The organism is Sinomonas atrocyanea (genome assembly GCF_030811715.1).
Lineage (GTDB): Bacteria > Actinomycetota > Actinomycetes > Actinomycetales > Micrococcaceae > Sinomonas > Sinomonas atrocyanea_A.
Map to the genome: position 1 here is coordinate 21,334 of NZ_JAUSRH010000002.1, position 22,069 is coordinate 43,402.

Consider the following 22,069-nt stretch of genomic DNA (forward strand, 5'->3'; position numbering starts at 1 on the left):
CTCCTAGTTCCCCGGCCACACGGGCGCGCGCTTCTCCTGGAAGGCGAGCACCCCCTCGGCCGAATCCTTGCTGTCCAGGGCCTCCATGAGGGCCGGCAGGCGCATGGCCCGGGCCTCGGCCGCGCTCAGGTGCGCGGTGCGGGAGACCATCTGCTTCACGGCCCGCACCGAGGTGGGGGCGCAGCTGCGGATCATGTCCAGCCACCGCTCCACGGCGGCGTCCAGCTCGGCGGCGGGGACCACCTCGTTCACGAGGCCCATCGCGGCCATCTCCGCTGCCTTGGCCTTGCGGCCGGTGAGCAGGAGGGACATGGCCTGCGTGTACGGGACGCGGCGCACGAGCTGGTGGATGCCGCCGTCGAGGGCGAGCCGGCCCACGCGCGGCTCGGGGAGCCCGAACTGAGCGCTCTCCGCCGCGACGACGATGTCCGCGCCCAGGACCATCTCCATCCCGCCGCCGAGCGCGTACCCGTTCACGCGGGCGATCACCGGGATGTCCAGCGTGGCGCGCAGGCTCAGGCCGCCGAACCCGTTCGGGTCCAGGTCCGCCCAGTACTCGAGCCCGGTCTTGTCCACCCCGGCGGCGGACATGTCCGCACCGACGCAGAACGCGCGCTCGCCGGCGCCGGTGATGACCACGGCGCGCAGCGACCGGTCGGCCTCGATCTGCGCCCATATCTCATTGAGCCTCGCGGTGGTGGGGCCGTCCACGGCGTTGAGCACGTGCGGGCGGTCGATCACCACCCAGGCGACGCCGTCGCGCACAGCCAGCCGCGCGCCGTCGTGCGCCGCCCCGCTGACCTCGGGAGCCGGAGCCTCGCTCATCGCAGGACCCCCAGCTCGCCCAGGCGCGCGATGGTCTCCTCGTCGAAGCCGTTCTCGCGCAGCACCTCCGCGTTGTGCTCGCCCAGCCGCGGGGCGGCGCGGCGCACGGTCGCCGGGGTCTCCGAGAGGCGGATGGGGGCGTTGAGCATGCGCACGGTGCCGGCGGTGGGGTGCTCGGCCTCGACGATCATGCCGTTGACCCGGGTCTGCTCGTCCGCGAGGGTCTGCTCGAGCGTGAACACGGGGGCGTTGAGCAGCCCCTCCTCCTCGAGCCGGTCCGTCCAGTACGCGGTGGACCGGGTCGCGAAGCGCTCGCGGAAGATGGCCTGCAGCGCGGGCTTGTTCTCGAACTGGTGCGGCAGGTCCGCGAACTCGGGCCGCTGCGTGAGGTCCTCGTCCAGGCCCAGGGCGCGGGAGATGTGCAGGAGCGGGTCCTTCGTGAAGCCGCCCACGAGGCACACCGCCCCGTCCGTGGTCTCGAAGACCCCGCTGAGCGGCATCGCGCCCCAGTTGACCTCGTAGCCGCGGTTGAGCTGCATGCATGCCTCCTGCATCTGCAGGTGCAGCATCGAGTCGTACATCGTCACCTCGACCTTCTGCCCGGTGCCGGTGGCCTCGCGGGTGCGCAGGGCGAGCAGGATGCCCTGGAGCAGGTGCATGCCGGTGATGTAGTCGCACAGCGTGGTCGGGTAGATCGAGGGCGGCAGGTCCTCGCGGTCGCGCCGCCACATTACGCCCGAGTAGGCCTGCGCGATCGCGTCCTGGCCGCCCTTGTGCGAGTACGGGCCCTCGGTGCCGAAGCCCGTGCCGGAGGCCCAGATCAGGCCCGGGTTGGTGCGGCGCAGCTCCTCGTAGCCGAAGCCCATGCGCTCCATCACGCCGGCGCGGAAGTTGCTCACCACCACGTCCGCGTCCGCGATCAGCCGGCCGATCACCGCCCGGCCCTCCTCGGTGCGGGTGTCCACGCTGATGCTGCGCTTGTTGCGGTTGATCGCCAGGAAGATCGGGTTGTCCTGGCCGTCCGGGTCCGGGAACGAGTTGCGGGAGATGTCCCCGGCGCCCGGCCGCTCGATCTTGATCACGTCCGCCCCGTAGTCGCCCAACAGCTGGGTGGCGCTGGGGCCCATGAACACCTGGGTGAAGTCCACCACCTTGATCCCGTGCAGGGGAGGCACGACGCCGGTGCCCGCCTCGGGCGCCTCGGCTGCGGCGAGCTTCTCGGCCACGGCGCTCATGCCCCGACCCCCGCGAGAGCCGCGGCGGACGCGGGGGTGAGGGAGCCGGCGTCGACCGTCGCGTTCGCGGCGGGGACGTCCCCCGGGTCGGCGCCGTGGCGGCGCATCCCGGCCTGGATGTCGCGGGAGTCCACGTCGCGGACGAGGAGGCCGTTCTCGGCGGCGAGGGCCGCGGCGACGCCCACGGCCTGGCCCATGGCCATGCACGGCGGGATCTCGCGGGACATCTTCTGCGCCTCAGGGGTGGCCGAGTAGTGCCGGCCGGCGACGAGGAGCTGGTCCACCTCGCGGGGGAGGAGGGAGCGGTAGGGGTAGTAGTAGTCGCGGCCGCGGGCCACGGAGTCCTGGAAGTGGCGGCGGGAGACCACGTCCTCCTTGGTCATGACGTACTCGCCCTGGAGCAGGCGGGTCTGGCGGACGCCCATCTGCGGGGCCGCGTCCAGGATGTAGGCGCCGGCGAAGCCGGGGAGGTGCTCCTTGACGTAGGCGACGGCCTCGGTGATGCGGTCGCGGGCGGCGAACTCGGCCTCGGTGAGGTCGGCCGGGTTGACGCCGTCGTAGCCGGACATGTGCGGGGCGTTGCACCACACCACGCCCTCGAGCGGGGTCTTGAGCCACCACAGCTCCCAGGCGCCGCCGAGGAGGCGCTTGATCTTGCGGTTGATGGCGCGGGCCTCCTTGGGGTTCTCCTGCTCGAAGCGCTCGGCCTCCGCGGTGTCCACGCCGCCGAGACGGAACACGAGCGTGGTGATGTAGGAGTCGTGGGCGTGGCTCGCGCCGGCGCGGGAGGCCACGTCGATGTCCCCGGTCGTGTCGATGACGATGTCGGCGAGGTAGGCCTGCGGGCCGGACTTGGTCTCGGCGACCACGCCCTTCATGACGCCGTCCTCGACGATGGGGCGGGAGAACCAGGAGTGCAGGCGCAGGGTCACGCCGGCCTCGCGGACCAGGTCGTTGGAGACGCGCTTCCAGCCGTCCGGGTCGAACGCGGCGGCGTAGCAGATGGGCTTGGGGGTCGCGTGGGAGTGGAAGTCGAAGGTGCCGAAGCGGCCCCACCGGTTCCACAGCTCCTGGGAGGCCTTCCGGTCCTCGGCCGGCGGGACCACGGCGAGGCCCAGGGCCTGCAGCCGCTCGACGTACTCGGAGACGATCCCGGTGACGGTGATCTCGGAGCCGTTGATCATGTCGTCCAGGACGAGGACCATGCCGCCGGAGGCCAGGCCGCCGAGGTAGGAGTAGCGCTCGAGGAGGGTGACGGAGGCGCCGGAGCGGGCGGCGGTGACGGCCGCGGCGACGCCGGCGGGGCCGCCGCCGACCACGAGGGCCTGGGAGCGGTTGACCACGGGGGCCGTGAGCTCGGAGGGATGGACGCGCAGATCGTGGGGGTGCATGGGGTTCCTTACTTGCCGACGTAGAGGCCGGACGAGCGGCGGGCGAGGACGTAGAACAGGACGCTGAGGGCCGAGAGGACGGCCACGTAGGTGGGGAAGATCCAGTCGGCGTGCAGGGACTGGAACCAGACGAGCAGGTAGGAGGCGGTGCCGCCGAAGAGGGCCACGCCGATGCCGTAGCCGAGGGCCACGCCCGTGCCGCGGATGCCCTTGGGCATCAGGGAGGTGCTGACCACGTTGTAGATGGTCATGTTCAGCACGAGGACGATCGAGCCGCCCAGGAGCACGGCCGCGAAGCCGCCGAGGCCCGGCTGGACGTAGAGCAGCATGAGGAAGACCGAGGGGATCGCGAGCAGGCGGGTGACCACGAACCAGCGGGACATCGCCTTGCCGTCCGTCAGCTTGCCCACGACCCAGCTGCCGAGAACGAGGATGGCGCCGAGCGCCGTCGTGAGCGCGAAGACCGCGGTGGGGTCCTCCTTGAAGTTGCTGCGGGCGGCGGTGGGCAGGCCGGTGTTCCAGGCGTAGTTGTAGGCCTGGGCGGCGCCGACCACGAAGATGATCGCGAGGACGGCGAGCCAGTGCTTGCGGATTCCGGTCCAGACGCCGGCGGTGGAGCTGCCGGCGATCTCCTCGGGCTGCAGGGTCTCGGGCAGGGAGCGGCGGAGGTAGAGGACCACGAGGCCGAACAGCGCGCCGATGACGAACGGGACGCGCCAGCCCCAGGTGCTCATCGCGGCGCCGCCGATCGTGAGGCTGCACAGGAAGCTCACGAGGGAGGCCATGAGGATGCCGAGGTTGACGTAGAAGCTCATGAGGCCGGCGACCATGCCCTCGCGGCCCTCGGGGGCCAGCTCCACCGCGTGCGAGGTGGACAGCGGGGCCTCGATGCCGGTGGAGATGCCCTGGATGATGCGGGAGGCGACGAGGATGATGCCGGACCACTGGCCGATCACCGCGTAGCTCGGGGTGACCGCGACGAGCAGCGTCGTGGCGGCCATGAGCATGATGGAGAGGAGCATGATCCGGCGGCGCCCGATCCGGTCCGCGAACGTGCCCAGGAGCACGCCGCCGAGGGGCCGGAACGCGAAGCCGACGGCGAAGACGGCGAGGGTGTTCAGCGTCGCCGAGAGCGGATCGTGGGAGGGGAAGAAGCTGGGCCCGATGTAGGCCGAGAGGAGGCCGAAGACCATCCAGTCGTACCATTCCAGGGCGTTGCCGAGGCCGAGTCCGAGGAGTCCTCGGCGGACTTCTGGGGTGAAGCGGCGGGAGGTCGAGGGGTCGGCGGTGACCACATTGTCGATCATGGGGGGTCCTTTGCTGCGCCGCTACAGGGCGCGCGAGGGTATGACGCATCGCGGGGCGGTGCGAAAGACAGGTGTGGAAGGGGGTCAGCCTGCCGGCGGCGTGCCCGGCTGTGCCGAGGGCGCCTAGGGGCTACCACGCGCGAGGGGCGCTGACCCAGATCGCTACGCAGGGCTCTTCGTAGCTGTTGGCGTACCAGTGGGGGATCTCGGAGTTGTAGGTGATGGAGTCGCCCTCACTGAGGCTGTAGCGGACTCCGTCCAGGTAGACGTCCTTCCGGCCCGAGATGACGAGGCAGAACTCCTCGCCGCTGTGGTGGAAGGGGGTGGCGCTCGTATCGTGGCCCGGCGGGGTGACGATCCACTGCACCTCGAGGGCGCCGTTGAGGCTCGGGGTGAGCAGCTCGTGCACTGCCTCGCCCACGGACTCGCGGGTGACGCCCTTGAGGTTGCGCCGTTCTGACTTCCTGACCACGGGGGACGCGCCGTCGGCCTGTCCTGCGAAGAACCGCCCGACGGGGATGTCCAGCCCGTGCGCCAGCTGCGCCAGGGTGGTGAAGGAGGGGTTGGCCAGACCGCGCTCGATCTGGCTGACGATCGCCTGGCTGAGGCCGGTGGCGTCGGAGAGCTGCGCGAGGGTCATGCCGAGCTCCTTGCGGCGGGAGCGGACCTTGGTGCCGACGGATGCCAGCAGTGCGCTCGTCGCCGCAGGGGTGCCGGGGATGCTCTCGGTAGTCATCTCTGCCTCTCCTGTGGTGACCTGACTCACACAACTATAGTGAAGATCTTCAGTGGATCAAGGGTTTGTCTTTATCTTCCTGAATTTCTTCACTCCGACCAGACGCAGCGACTCTAGTTGCACCCGAGAGCTGAGACATAGTCCATGCGGGCGGCTTCCGTGAGCCGGTCGCTCAGACGTAGGAGGACGGCGCCTGCCAGATGATGCTCCGCAGTGGTGCTCGGCCTGCCCGCCGCCCCGGCAAGGAGACTGGCTGAGCGGTCCTCGGCGTCCTCCGACGTGGCAAACACTTCAACGACCGCTGCGGGCGACTCCGGGTCACCGCCGGTGCGCAGATCGGTGATTCCGGCCGCGGAGGAGGGGATGAGGCGGGGTTCGACCGGGCGCGGCTCGGGATCGACTCGGACGACTTCCCTCGCCGAGTACACCGCGTTCTTGAGGCCCAGCGCGACACTCGACGCCGCATCGGCGGCGGCCGGGGCGGCGTACGAGCACGTGGTGCGAGCTGGCGAGGCCTGTGCGGCCCCAATGGTAGGCACAAGTGCGATCGTGCCGCCGATGACCAGCGTTCCGGCCGCCACAGCGGCCGTTATGGTCCAGTAGCCGGTGAGGCGCATGGGACCGTGTGGGTGGTTGTGGAGAAGGAAGTGGCGGGTCCGGGCAGACAGCGTCAGGCACAGCTTCAGCAGACCTGCTGAAACCAGGCACATGAGCGCGAAGGCGATCAGCGCTGTGCCGTCTGGGCCGCGGAAGATGCTGCCCGCACCCTGCCGCAGTCGCTCCGCACGCCAGCAGTGCGGTGAGTGCTGCCAGGAGCGTTTTCCACGCCATCCATGCCGTCGAGCCGGCAGCCAGGCGCATCGCGTTGCGCCGCACGCGGCCGAGTCTCGTTCCGCTGTTCGGAGAGCCGAATGCGGCCGCCCAAAGCCACCTCGCCTCTGGCGATAGGGCCCGCGCGTCACCATCGTCATCCAAGACGAAGAGCGCAACGGAGTCGGCCGAGGCACGCGACGCGAGTTCGTGAGCAGCGCTGTCCCGGACAAAGGCCACCGCGCGGGGAGCCTCGCCACGGAGAGGCAGGGAGCCGAGCAGGCCAACAGAGGCGGCGGATGAATCGGGCAGCACAATAGCAGGAACAACCGGCGTCGCCACCTTGCCTGCGCCGATCTCCTTGATATCGAAGGACCAGCGCACGCCGAGGTTCCTCAGCCACGTCTCAGCAACCCACTGTGCGTGCACCGGATCCAGAATCATCGGTTGAGCTCGTCTACTTCTTCGGGCATGGCGTCCAGGACTTCCCGCCGGGGGCGTAGCAGCGCGGCCCGACGTAGCCGGGGTAGGGGTTGGCCTGGGTCGGTGTCTGCCCGTAACCCGGGGCTTTTTCGGGGCACGGCGTCCAAGTCTGGCCGCCGGGGGCGTAACAGCGCGGGCCGTAGTACCCGGGGTACGAATTCTGGGCGGGCGGTGCAACATTGCCCGGCACCGAATATGTCGGGGCCTCCGTCTCGGCACGGGCCTGGGCTTGTTCCTGGGCCCGCTTGGCCGCCTCAGCCGCAGCCTTGGCAGCCGCCTCCTCGGCCTTGCGCTTCGCCTCCGCAGCGGCTTTGGCCTTGGCCTCCTCGGCCTTGCGCTTCGCCTCCGCAGCGGCTTTGGCCTTGGCCTCCTCGGCCTTGCGCTTCGCCTCGGCGCCCGCCTGTGCGGCGCGCTTGTCCTCATCCGCCTTCACCGACGATGCGCGCTTGACGAGGTCCTCGTGCCGGCCGTCTGCCGTGGCCAGTGCCCGCGTCAACCGTCCCGTGGCGTCATTGAGCCTGTCCGCTCCGACCGCTGCGACGATGACCGCGTCCCTCGCGTCCTTCAGCAGACTCTCTCCGGAGCGCGCCGCCGTCACCGCGGTGAGCAGCGCGCCGGCAGCAGCTGAGATGTCCTTGGAGGCGGCCGACGCCCCGGGATCCGCGGCGGCGGCGGCGTCGAGCGTGGCGAGCTGGTCCTCGGCGACGGCGGCCGGGCTGCACGCGAGATTGTCCTGGAACAATCCGGCCTTCCGCGCGCGGGCCTCGTCCTGCGCGGCCTTCACCTGCTCGTAGTACTTCGTGTTCGGAGCGATCGAGATCGCGACGCCGAGCCCGGCGCGGGCGATCGAGGCGTTCACGAGCTCGTCGCCGAGGAAGGTGGCGGCGAGGACGCGGTTGTACTTGTCCGTGGTCTCCTGGTCGAACCGCAGCTTGACCGTCTTCCCCGCGGGCAGCTTCTCCTCGAGGAAGCGGGTCGCCTCGGGCCCCTGGCATTCGACGACCTTGTTCGGATGCTTCGTCTCCGGCGTATCGACGTTCAGGAGTCGGACGGTCTTCGTCTGGCCGCCGTACTCGGCCTCGAAGGTGTCGCCGTCGACGACGCGGACCACTTTAGCGTCGACGGAACCATCAGAAGAACAGGCCGCCAGCCCGGTCGCGGCGAGAAGGCCGACGACGGCCAGTGGCAGGAAGACGCGACGATGCGCCAAGGCGTGCTGCAAAGTGAATCCCCTAAATATCACTTCTCGACCGGGCGCGGGTGCGAATCGCTGCCGGTAGGACACGTTGATTGTACGTGCACAATTCCTCGCGGCTTAGGGCTGAAAGGCCCCTCTGCGGCTGTACTGGGCGAGCCAGCGCGCAGGCGCCTTATCTGGAAGACGAAAACACTTGACGGCCGTCGGGTGCGGGTTCACTGTTGACTTTGCTCAAGCTCAATGGTGATCCCCGTGCAAGGTCTTCGGCGGCGTGAGTCTGCAAATAGCCAAGACTGCATCCATTGGGGGGAGCGATGAACGTAACGCGCAATTGGGGTCCGTCAACGTGGGTGGGTGCTTCGATAGCCGCACTGCTCCTCCTGCTGACCTTCTTCACCCCGGTACCGCTTGTATGGGTCTTCTTCCTTTTCGGCACCACGTTGGTGACGGCTCTCTACGCGCTCATCACGGGACGACATTCCTGGCTGCGATTCGGTGGCCGCAAAGTGGCGGCGATTGGGGTCGCCGCGTCCATCGTCCTCGGCTTCACGTCGATGGCCGCGGCCGCTGCCACCATGCCTGTACCGGCCGCAGTCAAGGCCTCTAGCAGCGATGCCAGCCCCCAACCCACTGCCAGCGCAGCCGCGGCACCCGCGCCCTCACAGACGATGCAACCGTTGCCCTCGCCGACGGCCACGCCTCAGTCTTCGACGATCGAGCCCACCACGACCGCGCCTTCGGCAGTGACCGCATCGCCTTCCTCGGTGCCGCAGATGGCCTATTCAGCCGCTGTGCGAGCTGCTGGCGGTGCAGTTCTTCCGGACAAGGCCACCACTCCTGGCGCCACAAACCCAGCGGTCACCCAATCCGCCATCGGCACAACCATCTGCGTGACGGGCTGGACGACGCAGGTCCGCCCACCTGAGGACTACACCTCGAGCCTCAAGGTCTCCCAGCTCGCCGGGGGGTACACGTATAACGGCGACACGAATCCAGCTGACTACGAAGAAGACCACCTGATTCCCCTCGAATTGGGCGGCGCTCCATCCGACGTCCACAATCTCTGGCCAGAGCCCTCCAACCTCGTCCCAGGAGGGGCGAAGTCGAAGGACGAGCTTGAGAACAAGCTCCACGAACTGGTGTGTGCCGGGACTCTGGGGCTCGGGACGGCCCAACAGGCAATCGCCTCGGACTGGTGGGCGGCTTACAACACCTACGTTGTGGCGCCGGCTCCGGCAGCACCAGCTCCAGCCGCTCCGGCCCCGGCTGCACCCGCTCCAGCGGCTCCGGCTCCGGCCCCAGCTGGAGGGCCGGCGGGAGCCACGGCACTGTGCGTAGACGGCACGTACTCGTATTCGGCGCACCACAGCGGAACGTGTTCGCACCATCATGGAGTCGCTGTCTGGTACAAGTAGCTCCGCGACCTACGTGGTCGAGGCCGCAATTGCCTCGCTCGGGCTCAGCATTCGCTCAGGAAAGCGTCAGAAAACGGGATCTGGGGGCGCACGCGCGAGCAGAATGGGGCCGACCACTCAGTCACCACCCGGGGGACCAAGACATGCCGCACCTGCACCGCCCGCGCTCAACCACCGCGAAGCGCCCGCTCGCGCTCTCCGCCTTCCTGGCTGCCTCCCTCGCCGTGGCGGGCCTCGCAGCGGCGACGGCCGCGCCCGCCCAGGCGGCCGGCGTGGTGCCTCAGACCACCACGACCACCTACACCGCCCCGAACCCGGAGCCGGCCTACGGCGCCGAGGCCGCGGCCCTCCTCGAGACGATCCCGGTCAAGGGCCGCGCCCCGAAGACCGGCTACGACCGCTCCCAGTTCGGACCGGCCTGGCTGGACGTGGACGGGAACGGCTGCGACACCCGCAACGACATGCTCAACCGCGACCTGACGGACATCACCTACGTCACGTCCGTCCCCTGCACGGTCGCCTCCGGCACCCTCGCCGACCCCTACACCGCCGCCACCATCGCGTTCCTCCGCGGGGTGGGCACGAGCGACGCGGTGCAGATCGACCACATGGTCGCCCTCTCCGACGCCTGGCAGAAGGGCGCCCAGCAGCTCACCTACTCCCAGCGTGTGGCCCTCGCCAACGACCCGCTCAACCTCCAGTCCACCGACGGGCCCACCAACGAGCAGAAGGGCGACGGCGACGCCGCCACCTGGCTGCCGCCGAACACCGCCTTCCGCTGCGCGTACGTCGCCCGCCAGGTCTCGGTGAAGGCCACCTACAGCCTGTGGGTCACGCAGGCCGAGCACGACGCCATCGCCGGGATCCTCGCCCAGTGTCCGGGGCAGCTGGCCCCCACGGACCAGTCCGACCCGTTGGCGCCGCAGGCCCCGGCCCCGGCGCCCGCGCTGCCCACCGTCACCCCCGGCGCGTACTGCAGCACCGCGGGCGCCCAGGGCGTGAGCTCCACGGGAGTCCCCTACACGTGCAAGACCTCGGCCACGGACACGCGGCTGCGCTGGCGGCAGTAGGGCGGGGCGCCGGAACGCGGGCGCAAGACGAGGGGGCCGCACGGACAACCGTGCGGCCCCCTCGTTCGGGAAGAAGCTACTTCACGTTCTTCGAGAAGCTCGCGTCCACGTACTTGGTGAGGTCGAGCGGCTTCGTGTACTTGATCGCCCCGGCGTCCATCCAGACCTTCTCCATGTCCGCCAGCTGGTCGGGCATAGGGGCGAGGTTGGGCAGCCAGGTGTAGAGCGGGACGGCCTTGACCTGTGCCGGCGTCTGGTTGGTCGCCTTCGCGATGGTCGCGACGTTCGCGTCCGAGTACCGCGCGTCGCCCTGGAGGTCCTTGGCGCCCTTGGCGAGCGCGTCGAAGAACTTCTGGGCCAGCGGCGAGGAGGCGAACTTGCCGCCGTAGACCACGCCGGTCCCGGAGACGCCCTTGGGCGGGACGGCGAAGGAGACGCCCGTGCCGTCCTTGATCGACTGCGAGGAGAAGGGCGCGCTCTCGAGGGCGGCGTCGACGCTGCCGTTCTTGAGCGCCGTCGGCATGTCCGGGTTGCCGAGGTTGACCAGGGTGACGTCCTTGAGAGTCAGCCCCGCGCCCTTGAGCGCGAGCGCCGTCAGGTACGCGCCGGTGCCGCCCGCGCCGCCGGCCACGGCGATCTTCTTGCCCTTGAGGTCGCCGATGCCCTTGACGGTGCCGGCGTCGACCAGCTTCTTGGCGACCACGAGGTCGGTGGGGGAGTTCTTCGTCCCGTCGGAGACGCCCATGGAGCCGACCACCTTGATGTCGAGCCCGGCCTCCATGGCGCTGAACATCCCGGCGGAGAAGCCGGCGACCACGACGTCGAGCTTCCCGCTCGAGGCGAGCGGAACGGCGTCCTGGCCGGACTTCACGTTCTGCAGGTTCAGCTTGATGCCCGCGTCCTTGAAGTAGCCTTTCGCGTCCGCGACGTACATCGGCGCGAAGATCGGCAGCTGCACCTGGCCCACGTTGACGGTCTGCAGCCCCGAAGCATCGGTGGCCTTCTGATCGGCTGCCGAGGATGCGCCGCATCCGGTCAGCGCGAGTCCTACAACAGCCGCGAGGGCCCCTAGCCTTGCCCTGATCATTTCTTGACCTTCCTGGTGGATCCGCCGGGCCGCCACGGAAGCAGCGCCCGTTCGAGCACGATGATGAGACCGGTGAGCAGCGCACCGAGGAGCGAGACGGTAATGAGCCCCACGTACATGTCCTGGGGCTGGAAGAGCTGCCACGAATTCCAGATGAGATAGCCGAGGCCGTCATTGGAGGCGACGAATTCGACCGCCGTGATCACAATGACGGACATGCCCGCGGAAACCCGCAGGCCCGTCATGATGGCCGGGATGGCGCCCGGAAACAGGATGTAGCGGAAGAGCCGCCAGCCCGTGGCCTTGTAGGCCCGCGCCGCCTCGAGGATGCGCGCGTCGATCTGCACGATGCCGGCCAGCGTGTTGATCTGCACCACGAAGAAGACCGAGATGACGACGGCGAGGACCTTCGGCGTCTCGGTTAGCCCGAAGATGAGCAGCAGGAGCGGCAGGATGGCGATCTTCGGCAGCGCGTAGAGGGCGGTGAACGTGGGCCCGAGCGCCGCCCGGACCGGGCGCCAGACGCCCATCGCGAGCCCGGCGACGACGCCGAGCGCGGAGCCGATCACGAACCCGGCCAGCAGGCGCGCCGTGGTGGACGCGATGTGCCCCCACAGCTCGCCGTCGGCGATCATCTGCGCCCCGCGCTCCACGATCTTCGTCGGCGGAGTGAACAGACGCGCATCGAGCAGGCCGCCGCGGGCCGCGGCCTCCCAGCACGCCAGGAGGACGATCGGCGTCAGGATGGACAGGAGCAGGTCGCGGGTGCGCAGCCGGCGCTCGCGGCGGTACTCGGCGGCGATGGCGGCCTCGAGCTCGGCCGAGGGCTGGAAGGCGTCGGTGCGCGCGGCCGGGGTGGTGGTGGGGGTGCTCATGAATACCTCAGAGATGCTTGGACTTCGTCGCGGAGCGACTCCCAGATGGCCTGCCGCATGTGCGCGAACTCCTCCGTGCCCTCGATCTCGACCTTGCGCGGCCGGGGGAACGGGACGTCGATGACTTCCTTGATGCGGCCCGGGCGGGCGGACATGACGACGATCTGGTCGCCGAGGAGCAGCGCCTCCTCGATCGCGTGCGTCACGAGGACCACGGTCTTGCGCTCGGCCTCCCAGAGCCGCACGAGCTGCTCCTGCATGAGCATGCGGGTCTGGGCATCGAGCGCCCCGAGGGGCTCGTCCATGAGGAGCGACGGCGACCCCGTGGCGAACGCCCGCGCGATGGCGATGCGCTGGCGCATGCCGCCGGAGAGCTGGTGGGGGTAGGCCTGCTCGAAGCCGGTGAGCCCCACCTCGGCGATCCAGTGCCGGGCGTGCTCCTCGCGCTCCTTCTTCCCGACCGCGGCCATCTGCTCGCCGAAGGCGACGTTCTGCAGGACATTGAACCAGGGGAAGACGCCGTGCTCCTGGAACACGAAGGCGGACTTCGGCACGGCGGAGGCGGCGAGATGGTTGGTGACGTGCCCCGAGGTCGCGGTCTCGAGATCGCCGAGGATGCGCAGCAGCGTCGACTTGCCGCAGCCCGAGGGCCCGACAATGCAGGTGAACGAGCCCGTCTTCAGGTCGAGATTGATATTCGCCAGTGCTTGGACCGGGGTCTTGCCGACGAACACCTTCGAAACATCGTTGATTTCGAAGGCATTGGTCCCGGTATTCACGGGCAGTGCGGATGTGGTCACATGAACTTCCTTTTCCCCAATGGCGGTCAACGCCACGTCGCGATCCTACTGGCGGGTTCACTGGGCTCTCGGCCCATATGTCAGCCTGTCGTCACATGCGTGACGGGAGGCGAGAACATCGGCGGCTCGGGGGAGGAGAAGACGCCGCCGATGCAGCGCCGGTCCCACTCGGATCCCTGGGCTGCCCCGGACGCGTCGGTGGGGAGCTCGCCGGCGTAGGCCTCGGCGTCGTCCTCGGGGAAGAAGCCGATCGCCCGGCCCCCGTCGGGGGAGAGATAGCCGCGCGTGTTGCGGGAGACGCCCCACACGATCCGGAAGCCCTTGGCCGCCTCGGAGAGGGCGGCCTCGAACAGGCGGCCGGCGTCGGCGGGGGAGAGCCAGGTGCTGAGCATGCGCTCGTTCTCGGGCCTGGCGAACCGCGAGGCGATCCGCAGGCAGATCACGTCCAGTCCGTGCCGGTCGGCGTAGAGGCTGCCGAGCGCCTCTACCGCGGCTTTGGAGACCCCGTAGAAGGTGTTCGGGCGGACGGGGACGTCGTCGGGGAGGAGGTCCCCGTCCGCGGGCACCGGGGTGTAGCCGGTGGCGTGGATCGAGCTCGCGAGCACCGCCTTGGGCACGCCCGCGGCGCGCGCCGCCTCGAGCACCGACTGGGTCCCGTCGATGTTCGTCCGGGAGATCTCCTCCCAGCTCGCCTCGAGGGGGATGCCGGCGAGATGCACGACGGCGGTGCAGCCGGCGAACGCTTCCCGGAGACGGTCGGCGTCGTGGATCGAGCCGATGACCCACTCGCAGCCCATCGGGTCCGCAGGCTCGGCCCGGTCGAGGCACACCACCTCGTAGCCGCAGCGGATCAGGTGGGGGATGATGTCCCGCGCGAGGCTGCCGGCGGCGCCGGTGAGGGCGATGCGGCCGCGGCGGGCGGGTGTTCGTGCAGTCATCAGATCAGGGCTCCTTGCTGGGAAAGCAGGTCGCGGACGGCGGGGAGGTCGTGCCGTCCCGAGTTCGCGTATACGGCCGCGGCGACGCCGGCCGCGTGCCCCGTCGCGAAGGCCGTGCCCATGACGCGCAGGGACGCGAAGGCGCGCCGGTCGGCGCTGACCAGTCTGCCAGCGGCCCACAGGTTCTCGAGGGAGGCGGAGCAGATGCTCCCGTAGGGGATGTGGTACCAGCCCTTGTCCCGGATGCCGTTGTACTCGGTGACGCCCGGAACAGCGTGGTCCTCCATGGGCCAGCCGCACCGGGCGATCCCCTCGGCGCCGCGCTTGCGTCCGGCCGCGACGTCCTCCGCCGCCACGGTCTCGCGGCCCTTGAGGCGCCGCCCCTCGCGGATGCCCAGCTGTGGGCCCGTGGCGGCCAGGACGGACGCCTCCCAGCCGGGGAGGAAGAGCCGGAACGCCTCGAGGTAGTGCCAGGCGAGGCGGCGCCCCTCGACCTCGGCCGCAGAGAGGTCCTGCACGTCGAAGACGTCGCGGTGCTGGTCGGCGAGCAGCAGCATGACCTCGCCCGAGATCGGCATGCGGACGGCGATGCCGTGGTCGCGGGTCAGGGCCGTGCCGGTCAGGGACTCGTACCGCCGGACGGCCTCCGCCATCCCGCCCGCCGAGAGGTCCGCCTCGGGGGGAACGCCGCCGACGCGCATGACGAGGGTGCTGGCCTGCCGCTCGTCCACCGCGGAGACGAGCGCCTCGGCGTCGGACGCGGCGATGAGCGCGCCGTCTCCGCTGGCGTCGACGAAGGCCCGGGCGTGGACGCGCACGCGGCCGCCGCGGTGGGAGACGTCGACCGCGTCGAGGCGACCGTCCCGCGTGGCCGCGCCGACGAGGTGGCTGTGGAGCAGCAGGGTGATGCCGGCCTCGGCGACGAGCTCGTCGAAGACGGTCTTGGTGGTCTCGAGGTCGAGCAGCACCACGGTGTTGCCCGATGCCTGGAAGGTCTCGGTGCGGTAGATGTCCCGCTTCTGCAGCGCGTCCAGGAACTGCTGGCCGACGCCGGCCACCACCTGCTCGCGCGTCTGGTCGAAGAAGCCGCAGTGGGTCAGCACAGAGCTCACGGTCGCGGCTCCGCCGAGGAAGCCGTACTGCTCGATGAGGCAGACCGAGGCTCCGGACTGGGCGGCGCCGACGGCTGCGGCCACCCCCGCCGCGCCTCCACCGACCACGGCGACATCGACGTGGAGGCCTTCATCGGCATTGAGGTCTTTCGATACTTGTGTCATCCCCCTCATCGTGACCCGGATCACGGCATGTCACAATTGCCCCTTGGGCTCGGGTCCCATGCTTGCCGGGCATACCATGGCCCCATGGAGCTCAGGAGCCTGCACTACTTCTCGACGGTCGCCGAGCTCGGCTCCATCAGCAGGGCCGCCGTCGCCCTCCACCTGACCCAGCCCTCGCTCAGCCGCCAGCTGGCGGCCCTCGAGCGGGAGCTCGGGCACGAGCTGTTCACCCGCACCTCGCGCGGCGCGCAGCTCACCCCGGCCGGGCGCGGCCTGCACACCCACCTCCGGGTGGTGTTTGCCGAGGTGGACAGGATCCCCGAGGTGCTCCGCACGGCGAGCGAGAGCAAGGAGCTGGTCCGGGTCGGGCTGCCGCCGGGGGTGCCGCACGGCTGGCTCTCCGCCGTGGTCCGGCGGGCGCAGGACGCCATCCCGCAGGCGGACATCTCCCTGCACGAGGCGAGCAGCGACGAGCAGCGGCTCATGCTCAAGGACGGCCGCCTCGAGGTCGGGCTGCTCCACCTCGCGCCCCCGGAGCACCCCTCGGAGCGGGTGCTCATCCAGAGGATCGGCGTGGCGCTCCCGCCCGGCTCCCCGCTCGCCTCCCGGCGTTCCGTCCGGTTTGCCGACCTTGCTGGGCTGCGGGTCATGGCCCACGCCAACGGCGAGGTCGCGGGGGAGGAGACGCGCCTCCGTGCCGCCTCCAAGGCCGCCGGCGTCACGACCGACTGGATCTTCCGGAGGTTCTCCCAGCACAGCGAGCTCATCGCGATGAGCTCGCGGGCGGACGCCGCGCTCATGACCGAGGCGTCCGCGACCCACAACATGCCCAGCTGGCGCTGGGTCGAGGTGAAGGAAGTCGATGCCGAGGGGCACCCGTTGACCGTCGAGACGTGGGCCGCCACGAGCAGCGGCGGCCACCCCTATGTGCAGCGGTTCATCGAGCTGCTCCGGGCGGAAGGGCTGGGCAGCCGTGGCTGAGCGCACGATCGTGCTCGTCGGCCCCACCGGGGCCGGGAAGTCCGCCGTCGGGGCCGCCCTCGCGCGGGTCCTCGGCGTGCGCTTCTTAGACAGCGACCAAGCGCTGGCCGCCGCGCTGGGCCCCGTCCCGGAGCTCTACAGGTCACTGGGGGAGGAGGCCTTCCGCCGGGCCGAGGCGTCCACGGTCGCCTCCCTGCTCGCGGACCCGGGCCGCGCGGTGCTCTCGCTCGGGGGCGGTGCCGTGCTCGACGGCGGTACGCGCCGCCTGCTCGCAGCCGGGACGGTGGTGTGGCTCGACACCGATCTGGCGACCGTCCTGCCGCGGATCGAGGGAGGGCGGCCGCTCTTCGGCGGCGACGTCGCCGAGGCCTGGCAGCGCAACTACGACCGCCGCCGGCCCCTCTACGAGGAGGTGGCGAGCCTCCGGATCGACGCGCGGACCGGGACGCCGGAGGAGCTGGCCGCCGAGATCGCCGCCGGTCTCCGCGACCGGGCGTGACCGCCCTCCCCGGCTCACGCCGCCTGCCGGAGGAACCCCTGGAACGCGGAGAGGATGGCCGCGGACGGGTGGTGCAGGGCGCCGTGGCCCGCGTGCGGGACGACCATGCTCGTGCTGCCCGGGAGCGACGCCGCGAGCCCCGCGGCGATGCTCCGGAAGTACGCGGGGCTGTGCGCCCCCGCGAGGAGCAGGAGGGGGATCGCGATGCCGGCGTACTCGGCGAGGGCCCGCCTGCTGTCCAGCAGCGCGAGCTCGTGCGCCAGGGAGGGGACCAGCTCCTCCCACGCGTGCCCGTCCTTCGTCAGGTGGGCCGCCGCCCACACGAGTGCCCGGGCGGCCGCATCCGGCAGCGGCACCCTCGCCAGCAGCGGGTCCATCTCCCGTGAGAAGACCGTGACCGCGCCGACGTGGTCGCCCCTGTCGGCCGCGGCCGCCAGCGCGGGGAGCGTGCGCGTGGGGAGGCAGCCGTCGATGTTGACGGCGGGATCGTAGACGGCCACCCGGCTCACCGCCAGGCGGAGCGCGGCCTCCAGCGCAATGCCCCCGCCGAAGCTGTGCCCGAGGACCACCGAGCTGCCCGTCGCCTCGAGGACCGCCTCGAGGTCCTCGAGCTCGGTCTCCATCGAGTAGCCGGCCGGCTGCGGGCCCGAGCCGCCGCGGCCCCGGCGGTCGTACAGGTGGACCGGGATGGTGGCCGAGAGGCTGCTGGCGAATCTACCGTAGGCGGCGGTGCGGGTCAGACTGCCCGCGGCGAGCACCGCGCCCGGCCCGGTGCCGAAGCTGTAGACGCGGAGGGAGCCGCCGTCTGCGGTCCTGATGGAGCGGAGCTTGATGGCGACCACGGCGGGCTTCTTCCTCGACTGCTGCGCCCCAGCCGCGCCTTTGTGTGGACATGGTAGGACTGGACGGCCGTGAGCCATAGAGCCGGCCGTCACCAGCCGCTGCGCGTGGGCGTGTGCCCCTCTCTGGCCTCGGCGGGCATGGCCAGCTCCGCCCGCAGCCCGAGGAGCCGGATCGGCCGGCCGGGCTCGATCGAGGCGGTGAGCTCGAGGGCGCGGGCGAGGACCTCGCCCTGGTCGGAGGTCTCGGGGATCTTCTTCCCGTGCGTCGTGGTGTCGAACGGGGCATACCGGACCTTGAGGGTCAGCCCCACCACGGGCCGCCCCTCGGCGGCGACGTCCTCGAGGACGCGCGCCGCGAGCTCCCGCACGGCACCGTCCACCTGGGCGGGGTCGGTCAGGTCGCGCTGGAAGGTGGTCTCGCGGCTGTGTCCGCGCGCCACCCACGGGGTGCTGTCCACCGTGCTGCTGCCGTCACCGCGCCCGAGCTGGGCATACCAGGGACCCATCTTGGGGCCGAACTCCGGGACCAGGTCCTGGGGGTCGGCCGCGGCCAGCTCGGCGACCGTGCGGATGCCGAGCGTGGCCAGCCGGGCCGACACCCTGGAGCCGACGCCCCACAGCTCCTTGGTGGGCCGGCCGCCCATGACCTCGAGCCAGTTCCCGGCGGTGAGGCGGAAGACGCCGGCCGGCTTGCCGAAGCCCGTGGCCACCTTGGCCCGGACCAGGGTGTCGCCGATGCCCACGCTGCAGTGCAGCCGCGTCCGCTCCAGGACCGCGGCCTGCAGCCGCCGCGCGTAGGCCTCCGGGTCCTCGCTCTCTACGCCCACGAAGGCCTCGTCCCAGCCGAGCACCTGCACGGTCGCGCCGGGCTGGGCGCGCAGGGCGGCCATCACGGCGTCGGACGCCTCGAGGTAGGCCTCCCGGTCCACGGGGAGGATGACGGCGTCCGGCACCTTCCGGGCGGCGATCCGCAGCGGCATCCCGGAGCGCACGCCGTAGGCCCGGGCCTCGTAGGAGGCGGTCGAGACCACGGCCCGCTCGGTGGGGTCGCCCCGGCCGCCGACGATGACCGGCCGGCCGGCGAGCTCGGGCCTGCGCAGCACCTCGACGGCCGCGAGGAACTGGTCGAGGTCCACGTGCAGCACCCACCGGCTTCCGCTCATCCCACCAGTGTGCCCCGGAAGTGCCTGGGCCATACTGGCGGATCTGGCGGACCGCAGCGCCAGATGGCGCCAGGGTTCATTTCTTCCAGGCCGGCCCCGGGGTCTTGGACAGGCCGGCGGCCACAGCCACCGCAACGGCCACCTGAGCCACCCCAATGAGCCGTGTCAGGCCCGGACGCTCCTTGAACCAGCCCATGAGCGGAGCCCACGGCCCGAACTCCCACCGTGCGCAATGCTCTACAGGGAACAACGCGGTCAGCACCCCGTCCCCGATCTCCGCCATGACCAGCGACTCCACGACCCGAACATCCATGAGATCCCCTCCCACACACCTGGTCCGATCCCGGCCGATAGGACCGTGGAAAAAGTGTGCCCTTCCCGACCACAGCGGCTTAGTGCTGAAAGCCCTCAGTTCACCGCCGAGGAGGTCCGGCGGCTTTGATGCGCCTCGGACAACTGCCCCGAGCCGACGGGAAGGTCCCCGAGCAGCTTTCGGAACTGCGCAGCACCTCGATGGAGCAGGCCGACGACGGCGGGCCGGCCCGCCGTCGTCGGTGTCGCCTCAGTCTCGCATTAGGCGCGGACCCACGCGGTCGCCTCGCCGGGGAGCCTGCCGCCCTCGACCGGGGCGCTGGCCAGGAGCACCTCGCCCTCGGGCAGCGCGACGGGCGCCTCGCCGAAGTTGGCCACGACGTGCCAGCCGCCCGGGCGCGCGAAGTGCAGGACGTCGCCGGACGAGGCCTGCCACTCGAGCTCCTCGGCCCCCTGGAGCGCCCGGCGCAGCTCGAGCGCCGTCCGGTAGAAGGACAGGGTCGAGCCGGCGTCGGCGGCCTGGACGCTCGCCGCGTAGTCCCGGAACCAGGCGGGCTGGGGGAGATGGGACCCGCCGGCGCCGAAGCCGAACGACGTGCCGGTGGGCTCCCACGGAAGCGGGACGCGGCAGCCGTCTCGGCCCACCTCGTTGGCCCCGTTGCGGAAGTAGATGGGGTCCTGGCGGTCCGCGGCCGGGAGCTGGCCCACCTCCGGCAGGCCCAGCTCCTCGCCCTGGTACATGTAGGCCGAGCCGGGCAGTGCGAGCATGAGCAGCGTCGCTGCCTTGGCCCGGCGCAGGCCCCGCTCGGCGTCCACCTGTCCAGGGTCGCCGCCGGCGAGGAGCCAGTCGAGGCCATCGGTGCCCTGCCCGCGGCGCCCGGTCCCGTTGGGCAGGCCGTAGCGGGTGGCGTGCCGCACCACGTCGTGGTTGGAGAACACCCAGGTGGAGGAGGCGCCCGACGCGGCCGCCAGCGCCAGGTTGTTCTCGATCACGGCGCGGAACTGGGCCGGGTCGAAGTCCGCCTTGAGCAGGTCGAAGTTGAATGCCTGCCCCAGGCCTTCCGCGGACGCGTATCGGGGGACCCGGTGCGGCGCGACCCAGACCTCGGCCACCGCCATGCGGGGCGGGGTGTACTCGTTGAACACCTTGCGCCACTCGGCGTAGACCGTGTGGACCTCGTCCCGGTCCCAGAGCGGGTGCTGGCCCCCGCGCAGGACCTCGTCGGGGTCCGTGGTCCACAGCCCGTTCTGCGCCGCGGCCATGTCCTTCTTCAGCCCGTGCGCGACGTCCACGCGGAAGCCGTCGACGCCGCGGTCGGACCAGAAGCGCAGGGTGGCCAGGAAGTCCTCGTGCACCTCGGGGTTGTCCCAGTTCAGGTCCGGCTGCTCCTTGGCGAAGAGGTGGAAGTACCACTGGCCGGGCGTCCCATCCGGCTCCGTGACGCGCTCCCAGGCGCTGCCGCCGAAGAGGGACTGCAGCCCGTCCGGCGGGAGTGCGCCGTCCGGACCGCGCCCGTCCCGGAAGATGTACCGGCCGCGGGCGGGGGAGTCCTTGGGGGACGCGAGCGCCTCCGCGAACCACACGTGACGGTTCGAGGTGTGGTTGGGCACGATGTCGGCGATGACCCTGATCCCCGCGGCGTGGAGGGCTGCGGCCATCTGGTCGAAGTCGGCCAGCGTGCCGATGCGCCGGTCCACGTCGCGGTAGTCGTCGACGTCGTAGCCGCCGTCGGCGAGGGCCGAGGGGTAGAAGGGGCTGAGCCAGACGGCGTCGATCCCGAGCGCGGCCAGGTAGGGGATCCTGGAGGTGATGCCGTTGAGGTCGCCGATCCCGTCGCCGTTGGAGTCGGCGAAGCTGCGCGGGTAGATCTGGTAGACGGCGGCCTGGCGCCACCAGTTGGGGTCTGCGCCGGCGAGCAGCCCGGCGTCGAAGGGCTGGGTCTCTGTCATGGGTCCTTCAGTGTGTGTGTCTGTGTGTGTGGGCGGGCGGGCTGGAGGTCAGCCCTTGACGGTGCCAGCAATCATGGCCTTGATGAAGTGGCGCTGGAAGAGGAGGAACACGAGGATCGTCGGCGCCATGATCAGCAGGGACCCGGCGTTCAGGAGCACGACGTCGGTGGAGTGGAGGCCGACGAAGTTCTGCAGCGCCCCGGCCATGGTGCGCTGGCTGGGGTCGTCGACCAGCACGATCGCCTCGAGGAAGGTGTTCCAGGTCCAGAGGAACAGCAGCAGGCACAGCGAGGACACGGCCGGGACGGCGAGCGGCGCCTGGATGCGCAGGAAGCTCTGCCAGGCCCCCGCTCCGTCAATCGCGGCGGCTTCGCCCAGCTCCTTCGGCATGGTGAGGAAGTGGGCGCGCATCCAGAAGACGGCGAACGGCATGAACTCGCCGATCAGCACGAGGGCAAGGCCCAGCCGGCTGTTGAGCAGCCCCATGTCCCGCATCTGGTAGTAGAGCGGGACGATCGTCGCCTCGCGCGGGAGGGTCAGCCCGAGCAGGAGCAGGACGAAGAAGACCGCGCCGCCGGGGACCCTGAGCTGGCCGAGGCCGTAGCCTGCCATGGTCGCGATCAGGGCCGCGGCGGGGACGACTGCCGCGACCAGGAGGAGGCTCGAGAGGAGCAGCGGCGTGACGTTCGCGACGTTCCAGGCGTCCACGAAGTTGTGCCACTGGGGATCCGCGGGCCATTCGATCCCCACCGGCACCGTTCCCTGTGGGTGCAGCGCCGCGGTGAGCATGCTCGCGAGCGGGATGACGGAGAAGAGCATGGCGGCCAAGAGCAGGACCAGGCCGGGAAGCCGTTCCTTCAGTGGTGCCCTCATGG

21 protein-coding genes are annotated in these 22,069 nt (G+C 70.7%); 4 read left to right on the forward strand and 17 right to left on the reverse strand.

Annotated elements, in window-relative coordinates; all coding sequences use genetic code 11:
• Positions 1–3: 3 nt before the first annotated feature.
• The 7 genes from J2W21_RS03035 to J2W21_RS03065 all read right to left on the reverse strand — a co-directional run bounded on the left by J2W21_RS03035 (position 4) and on the right by J2W21_RS03065 (position 8,009).
• On the reverse strand, positions 4–825 hold the full coding sequence (locus J2W21_RS03035; RefSeq protein ID WP_307113038.1) for an enoyl-CoA hydratase-related protein: 822 nt from the start codon (positions 823–825) through the stop codon (positions 4–6).
• Complete coding sequence (locus J2W21_RS03040; protein WP_307113039.1) at positions 822–2,060, reverse strand: CaiB/BaiF CoA transferase family protein; 1,239 nt, start codon at positions 2,058–2,060, stop codon at positions 822–824. Before J2W21_RS03040 ends, J2W21_RS03035 begins: the two co-directional genes overlap by 4 nt.
• Positions 2,057–3,451 carry an FAD-dependent oxidoreductase gene (locus J2W21_RS03045; RefSeq protein ID WP_307113040.1) on the reverse strand — a complete coding sequence of 465 codons (1,395 nt, stop codon included), beginning with the start codon at positions 3,449–3,451 and terminating at the stop codon, positions 2,057–2,059. The genes J2W21_RS03040 and J2W21_RS03045 overlap by 4 nt, the downstream gene beginning before the upstream one ends.
• Before the next feature lie 8 nt (positions 3,452–3,459).
• A complete protein-coding gene (locus tag J2W21_RS03050) occupies positions 3,460–4,758 on the reverse strand; it encodes an MFS transporter (protein ID WP_307113041.1) in 1,299 nt (432 codons plus the stop codon).
• A 130-nt stretch (positions 4,759–4,888) separates the two neighbouring features.
• Positions 4,889–5,494, reverse strand: a complete 606-nt coding sequence (locus tag J2W21_RS03055) for a helix-turn-helix domain-containing protein (RefSeq protein WP_307113042.1) — start codon at positions 5,492–5,494, stop codon at positions 4,889–4,891.
• A 113-nt stretch (positions 5,495–5,607) separates the two neighbouring features.
• The gene (locus J2W21_RS03060; protein WP_307113043.1) at positions 5,608–6,111 is read right to left on the reverse strand and encodes a hypothetical protein; all 504 of its coding nucleotides are present in this window, start codon (positions 6,109–6,111) and stop codon (positions 5,608–5,610) included.
• Between the two features lie 650 nt (positions 6,112–6,761).
• Positions 6,762–8,009, reverse strand: coding sequence for a thermonuclease family protein (locus J2W21_RS03065; RefSeq protein ID WP_307113044.1), 1,248 nt, complete (start codon positions 8,007–8,009; stop codon positions 6,762–6,764).
• A gap of 749 nt (positions 8,010–8,758) precedes the next feature.
• On the opposite strand from J2W21_RS03065, the gene J2W21_RS03070 reads away from it, so the two are divergent.
• Together J2W21_RS03070 and J2W21_RS03075 are read left to right on the forward strand one after the other, a co-directional pair.
• A complete protein-coding gene (locus tag J2W21_RS03070) occupies positions 8,759–9,400 on the forward strand; it encodes a DUF3761 domain-containing protein (RefSeq protein WP_307113481.1) in 642 nt (213 codons plus the stop codon).
• Positions 9,401–9,543: 143 nt separating this feature from the next.
• Complete coding sequence (locus tag J2W21_RS03075; RefSeq protein ID WP_307113045.1) at positions 9,544–10,470, forward strand: HNH endonuclease family protein; 927 nt, start codon at positions 9,544–9,546, stop codon at positions 10,468–10,470.
• 76 nt (positions 10,471–10,546) lie between these two features.
• On the opposite strand, the gene J2W21_RS03080 is transcribed toward J2W21_RS03075, so the two are convergent.
• From J2W21_RS03080 to J2W21_RS03100, 5 genes are all read right to left on the reverse strand, one after another.
• On the reverse strand, positions 10,547–11,557 hold the full coding sequence (locus J2W21_RS03080) for an ABC transporter substrate-binding protein (RefSeq protein WP_307113046.1): 1,011 nt from the start codon (positions 11,555–11,557) through the stop codon (positions 10,547–10,549).
• Entirely contained in the window at positions 11,554–12,432 is an 879-nt protein-coding gene (locus J2W21_RS03085; RefSeq protein ID WP_307113047.1) for an ABC transporter permease, read from the reverse strand. Before J2W21_RS03085 ends, J2W21_RS03080 begins: the two co-directional genes overlap by 4 nt.
• Entirely contained in the window at positions 12,429–13,232 is an 804-nt protein-coding gene (locus tag J2W21_RS03090; RefSeq protein WP_307113048.1) for an ABC transporter ATP-binding protein, read from the reverse strand. The genes J2W21_RS03085 and J2W21_RS03090 overlap by 4 nt, the downstream gene beginning before the upstream one ends.
• 80 nt (positions 13,233–13,312) lie before the next feature.
• Positions 13,313–14,170, reverse strand: a complete 858-nt coding sequence (locus J2W21_RS03095; protein ID WP_307113049.1) for an NAD-dependent epimerase/dehydratase family protein — start codon at positions 14,168–14,170, stop codon at positions 13,313–13,315.
• A complete protein-coding gene (locus tag J2W21_RS03100) occupies positions 14,170–15,447 on the reverse strand; it encodes an FAD-dependent oxidoreductase (protein WP_307113050.1) in 1,278 nt (425 codons plus the stop codon). The genes J2W21_RS03095 and J2W21_RS03100 overlap by 1 nt, the downstream gene beginning before the upstream one ends.
• Positions 15,448–15,531: 84 nt before the next feature.
• Between J2W21_RS03100 and J2W21_RS03105 the strand changes: the two genes are divergently transcribed.
• Both J2W21_RS03105 and J2W21_RS03110 read left to right on the forward strand, forming a co-directional pair.
• A complete protein-coding gene (locus J2W21_RS03105) occupies positions 15,532–16,428 on the forward strand; it encodes a LysR family transcriptional regulator (RefSeq protein ID WP_307113051.1) in 897 nt (298 codons plus the stop codon).
• The gene (locus tag J2W21_RS03110) at positions 16,421–16,927 is read left to right on the forward strand and encodes a shikimate kinase (protein WP_307113052.1); all 507 of its coding nucleotides are present in this window, start codon (positions 16,421–16,423) and stop codon (positions 16,925–16,927) included. The genes J2W21_RS03105 and J2W21_RS03110 overlap by 8 nt, the downstream gene beginning before the upstream one ends.
• Positions 16,928–16,941: 14 nt before the next feature.
• Here the strand turns inward: J2W21_RS03110 and J2W21_RS03115 are convergent, their stop codons facing one another.
• The 5 genes from J2W21_RS03115 to J2W21_RS03135 form a co-directional block, all read right to left on the reverse strand.
• Positions 16,942–17,769: an alpha/beta fold hydrolase gene (locus J2W21_RS03115; RefSeq protein WP_307113053.1), complete on the reverse strand. Its 828-nt coding sequence runs from the start codon at positions 17,767–17,769 to the stop codon at positions 16,942–16,944.
• 89 nt (positions 17,770–17,858) lie between these two features.
• The gene (locus J2W21_RS03120; protein ID WP_307113054.1) at positions 17,859–18,932 is read right to left on the reverse strand and encodes a DNA polymerase IV; all 1,074 of its coding nucleotides are present in this window, start codon (positions 18,930–18,932) and stop codon (positions 17,859–17,861) included.
• Positions 18,933–19,008: 76 nt separating this feature from the next.
• On the reverse strand, positions 19,009–19,230 hold the full coding sequence (locus tag J2W21_RS03125; RefSeq protein ID WP_307113055.1) for a hypothetical protein: 222 nt from the start codon (positions 19,228–19,230) through the stop codon (positions 19,009–19,011).
• Between the two features lie 275 nt (positions 19,231–19,505).
• Positions 19,506–21,194, reverse strand: coding sequence for a glycoside hydrolase family 13 protein (locus J2W21_RS03130; RefSeq protein WP_307113056.1), 1,689 nt, complete (start codon positions 21,192–21,194; stop codon positions 19,506–19,508).
• Between the two features lie 48 nt (positions 21,195–21,242).
• Positions 21,243–22,067, reverse strand: coding sequence for a carbohydrate ABC transporter permease (locus J2W21_RS03135; protein WP_307113057.1), 825 nt, complete (start codon positions 22,065–22,067; stop codon positions 21,243–21,245).
• Positions 22,068–22,069 lie beyond the last annotated feature (2 nt).

Coding starts and splice junctions, on each gene's coding strand:
- J2W21_RS03045 (WP_307113040.1), bottom strand. CDS start 3,451: ATGCACCCCCACGATCTGCGCGTCCATCCCTCCGAGCTCACGGCCCCC.
- J2W21_RS03050 (WP_307113041.1), bottom strand. CDS start 4,758: ATGATCGACAATGTGGTCACCGCCGACCCCTCGACCTCCCGCCGCTTC.
- J2W21_RS03060 (WP_307113043.1), bottom strand. CDS start 6,111: ATGCGCCTCACCGGCTACTGGACCATAACGGCCGCTGTGGCGGCCGGA.
- J2W21_RS03075 (WP_307113045.1), top strand. CDS start 9,544: ATGCCGCACCTGCACCGCCCGCGCTCAACCACCGCGAAGCGCCCGCTC.
- J2W21_RS03055 (WP_307113042.1), bottom strand. CDS start 5,494: ATGACTACCGAGAGCATCCCCGGCACCCCTGCGGCGACGAGCGCACTG.
- J2W21_RS03105 (WP_307113051.1), top strand. CDS start 15,532: ATGGAGCTCAGGAGCCTGCACTACTTCTCGACGGTCGCCGAGCTCGGC.
- J2W21_RS03130 (WP_307113056.1), bottom strand. CDS start 21,194: ATGACAGAGACCCAGCCCTTCGACGCCGGGCTGCTCGCCGGCGCAGAC.
- J2W21_RS03095 (WP_307113049.1), bottom strand. CDS start 14,170: ATGACTGCACGAACACCCGCCCGCCGCGGCCGCATCGCCCTCACCGGC.
- J2W21_RS03080 (WP_307113046.1), bottom strand. CDS start 11,557: ATGATCAGGGCAAGGCTAGGGGCCCTCGCGGCTGTTGTAGGACTCGCG.
- J2W21_RS03120 (WP_307113054.1), bottom strand. CDS start 18,932: ATGAGCGGAAGCCGGTGGGTGCTGCACGTGGACCTCGACCAGTTCCTC.
- J2W21_RS03085 (WP_307113047.1), bottom strand. CDS start 12,432: ATGAGCACCCCCACCACCACCCCGGCCGCGCGCACCGACGCCTTCCAG.
- J2W21_RS03135 (WP_307113057.1), bottom strand. CDS start 22,067: ATGAGGGCACCACTGAAGGAACGGCTTCCCGGCCTGGTCCTGCTCTTG.
- J2W21_RS03035 (WP_307113038.1), bottom strand. CDS start 825: ATGAGCGAGGCTCCGGCTCCCGAGGTCAGCGGGGCGGCGCACGACGGC.
- J2W21_RS03070 (WP_307113481.1), top strand. CDS start 8,759: ATGGCCTATTCAGCCGCTGTGCGAGCTGCTGGCGGTGCAGTTCTTCCG.
- J2W21_RS03100 (WP_307113050.1), bottom strand. CDS start 15,447: ATGACACAAGTATCGAAAGACCTCAATGCCGATGAAGGCCTCCACGTC.
- J2W21_RS03040 (WP_307113039.1), bottom strand. CDS start 2,060: ATGAGCGCCGTGGCCGAGAAGCTCGCCGCAGCCGAGGCGCCCGAGGCG.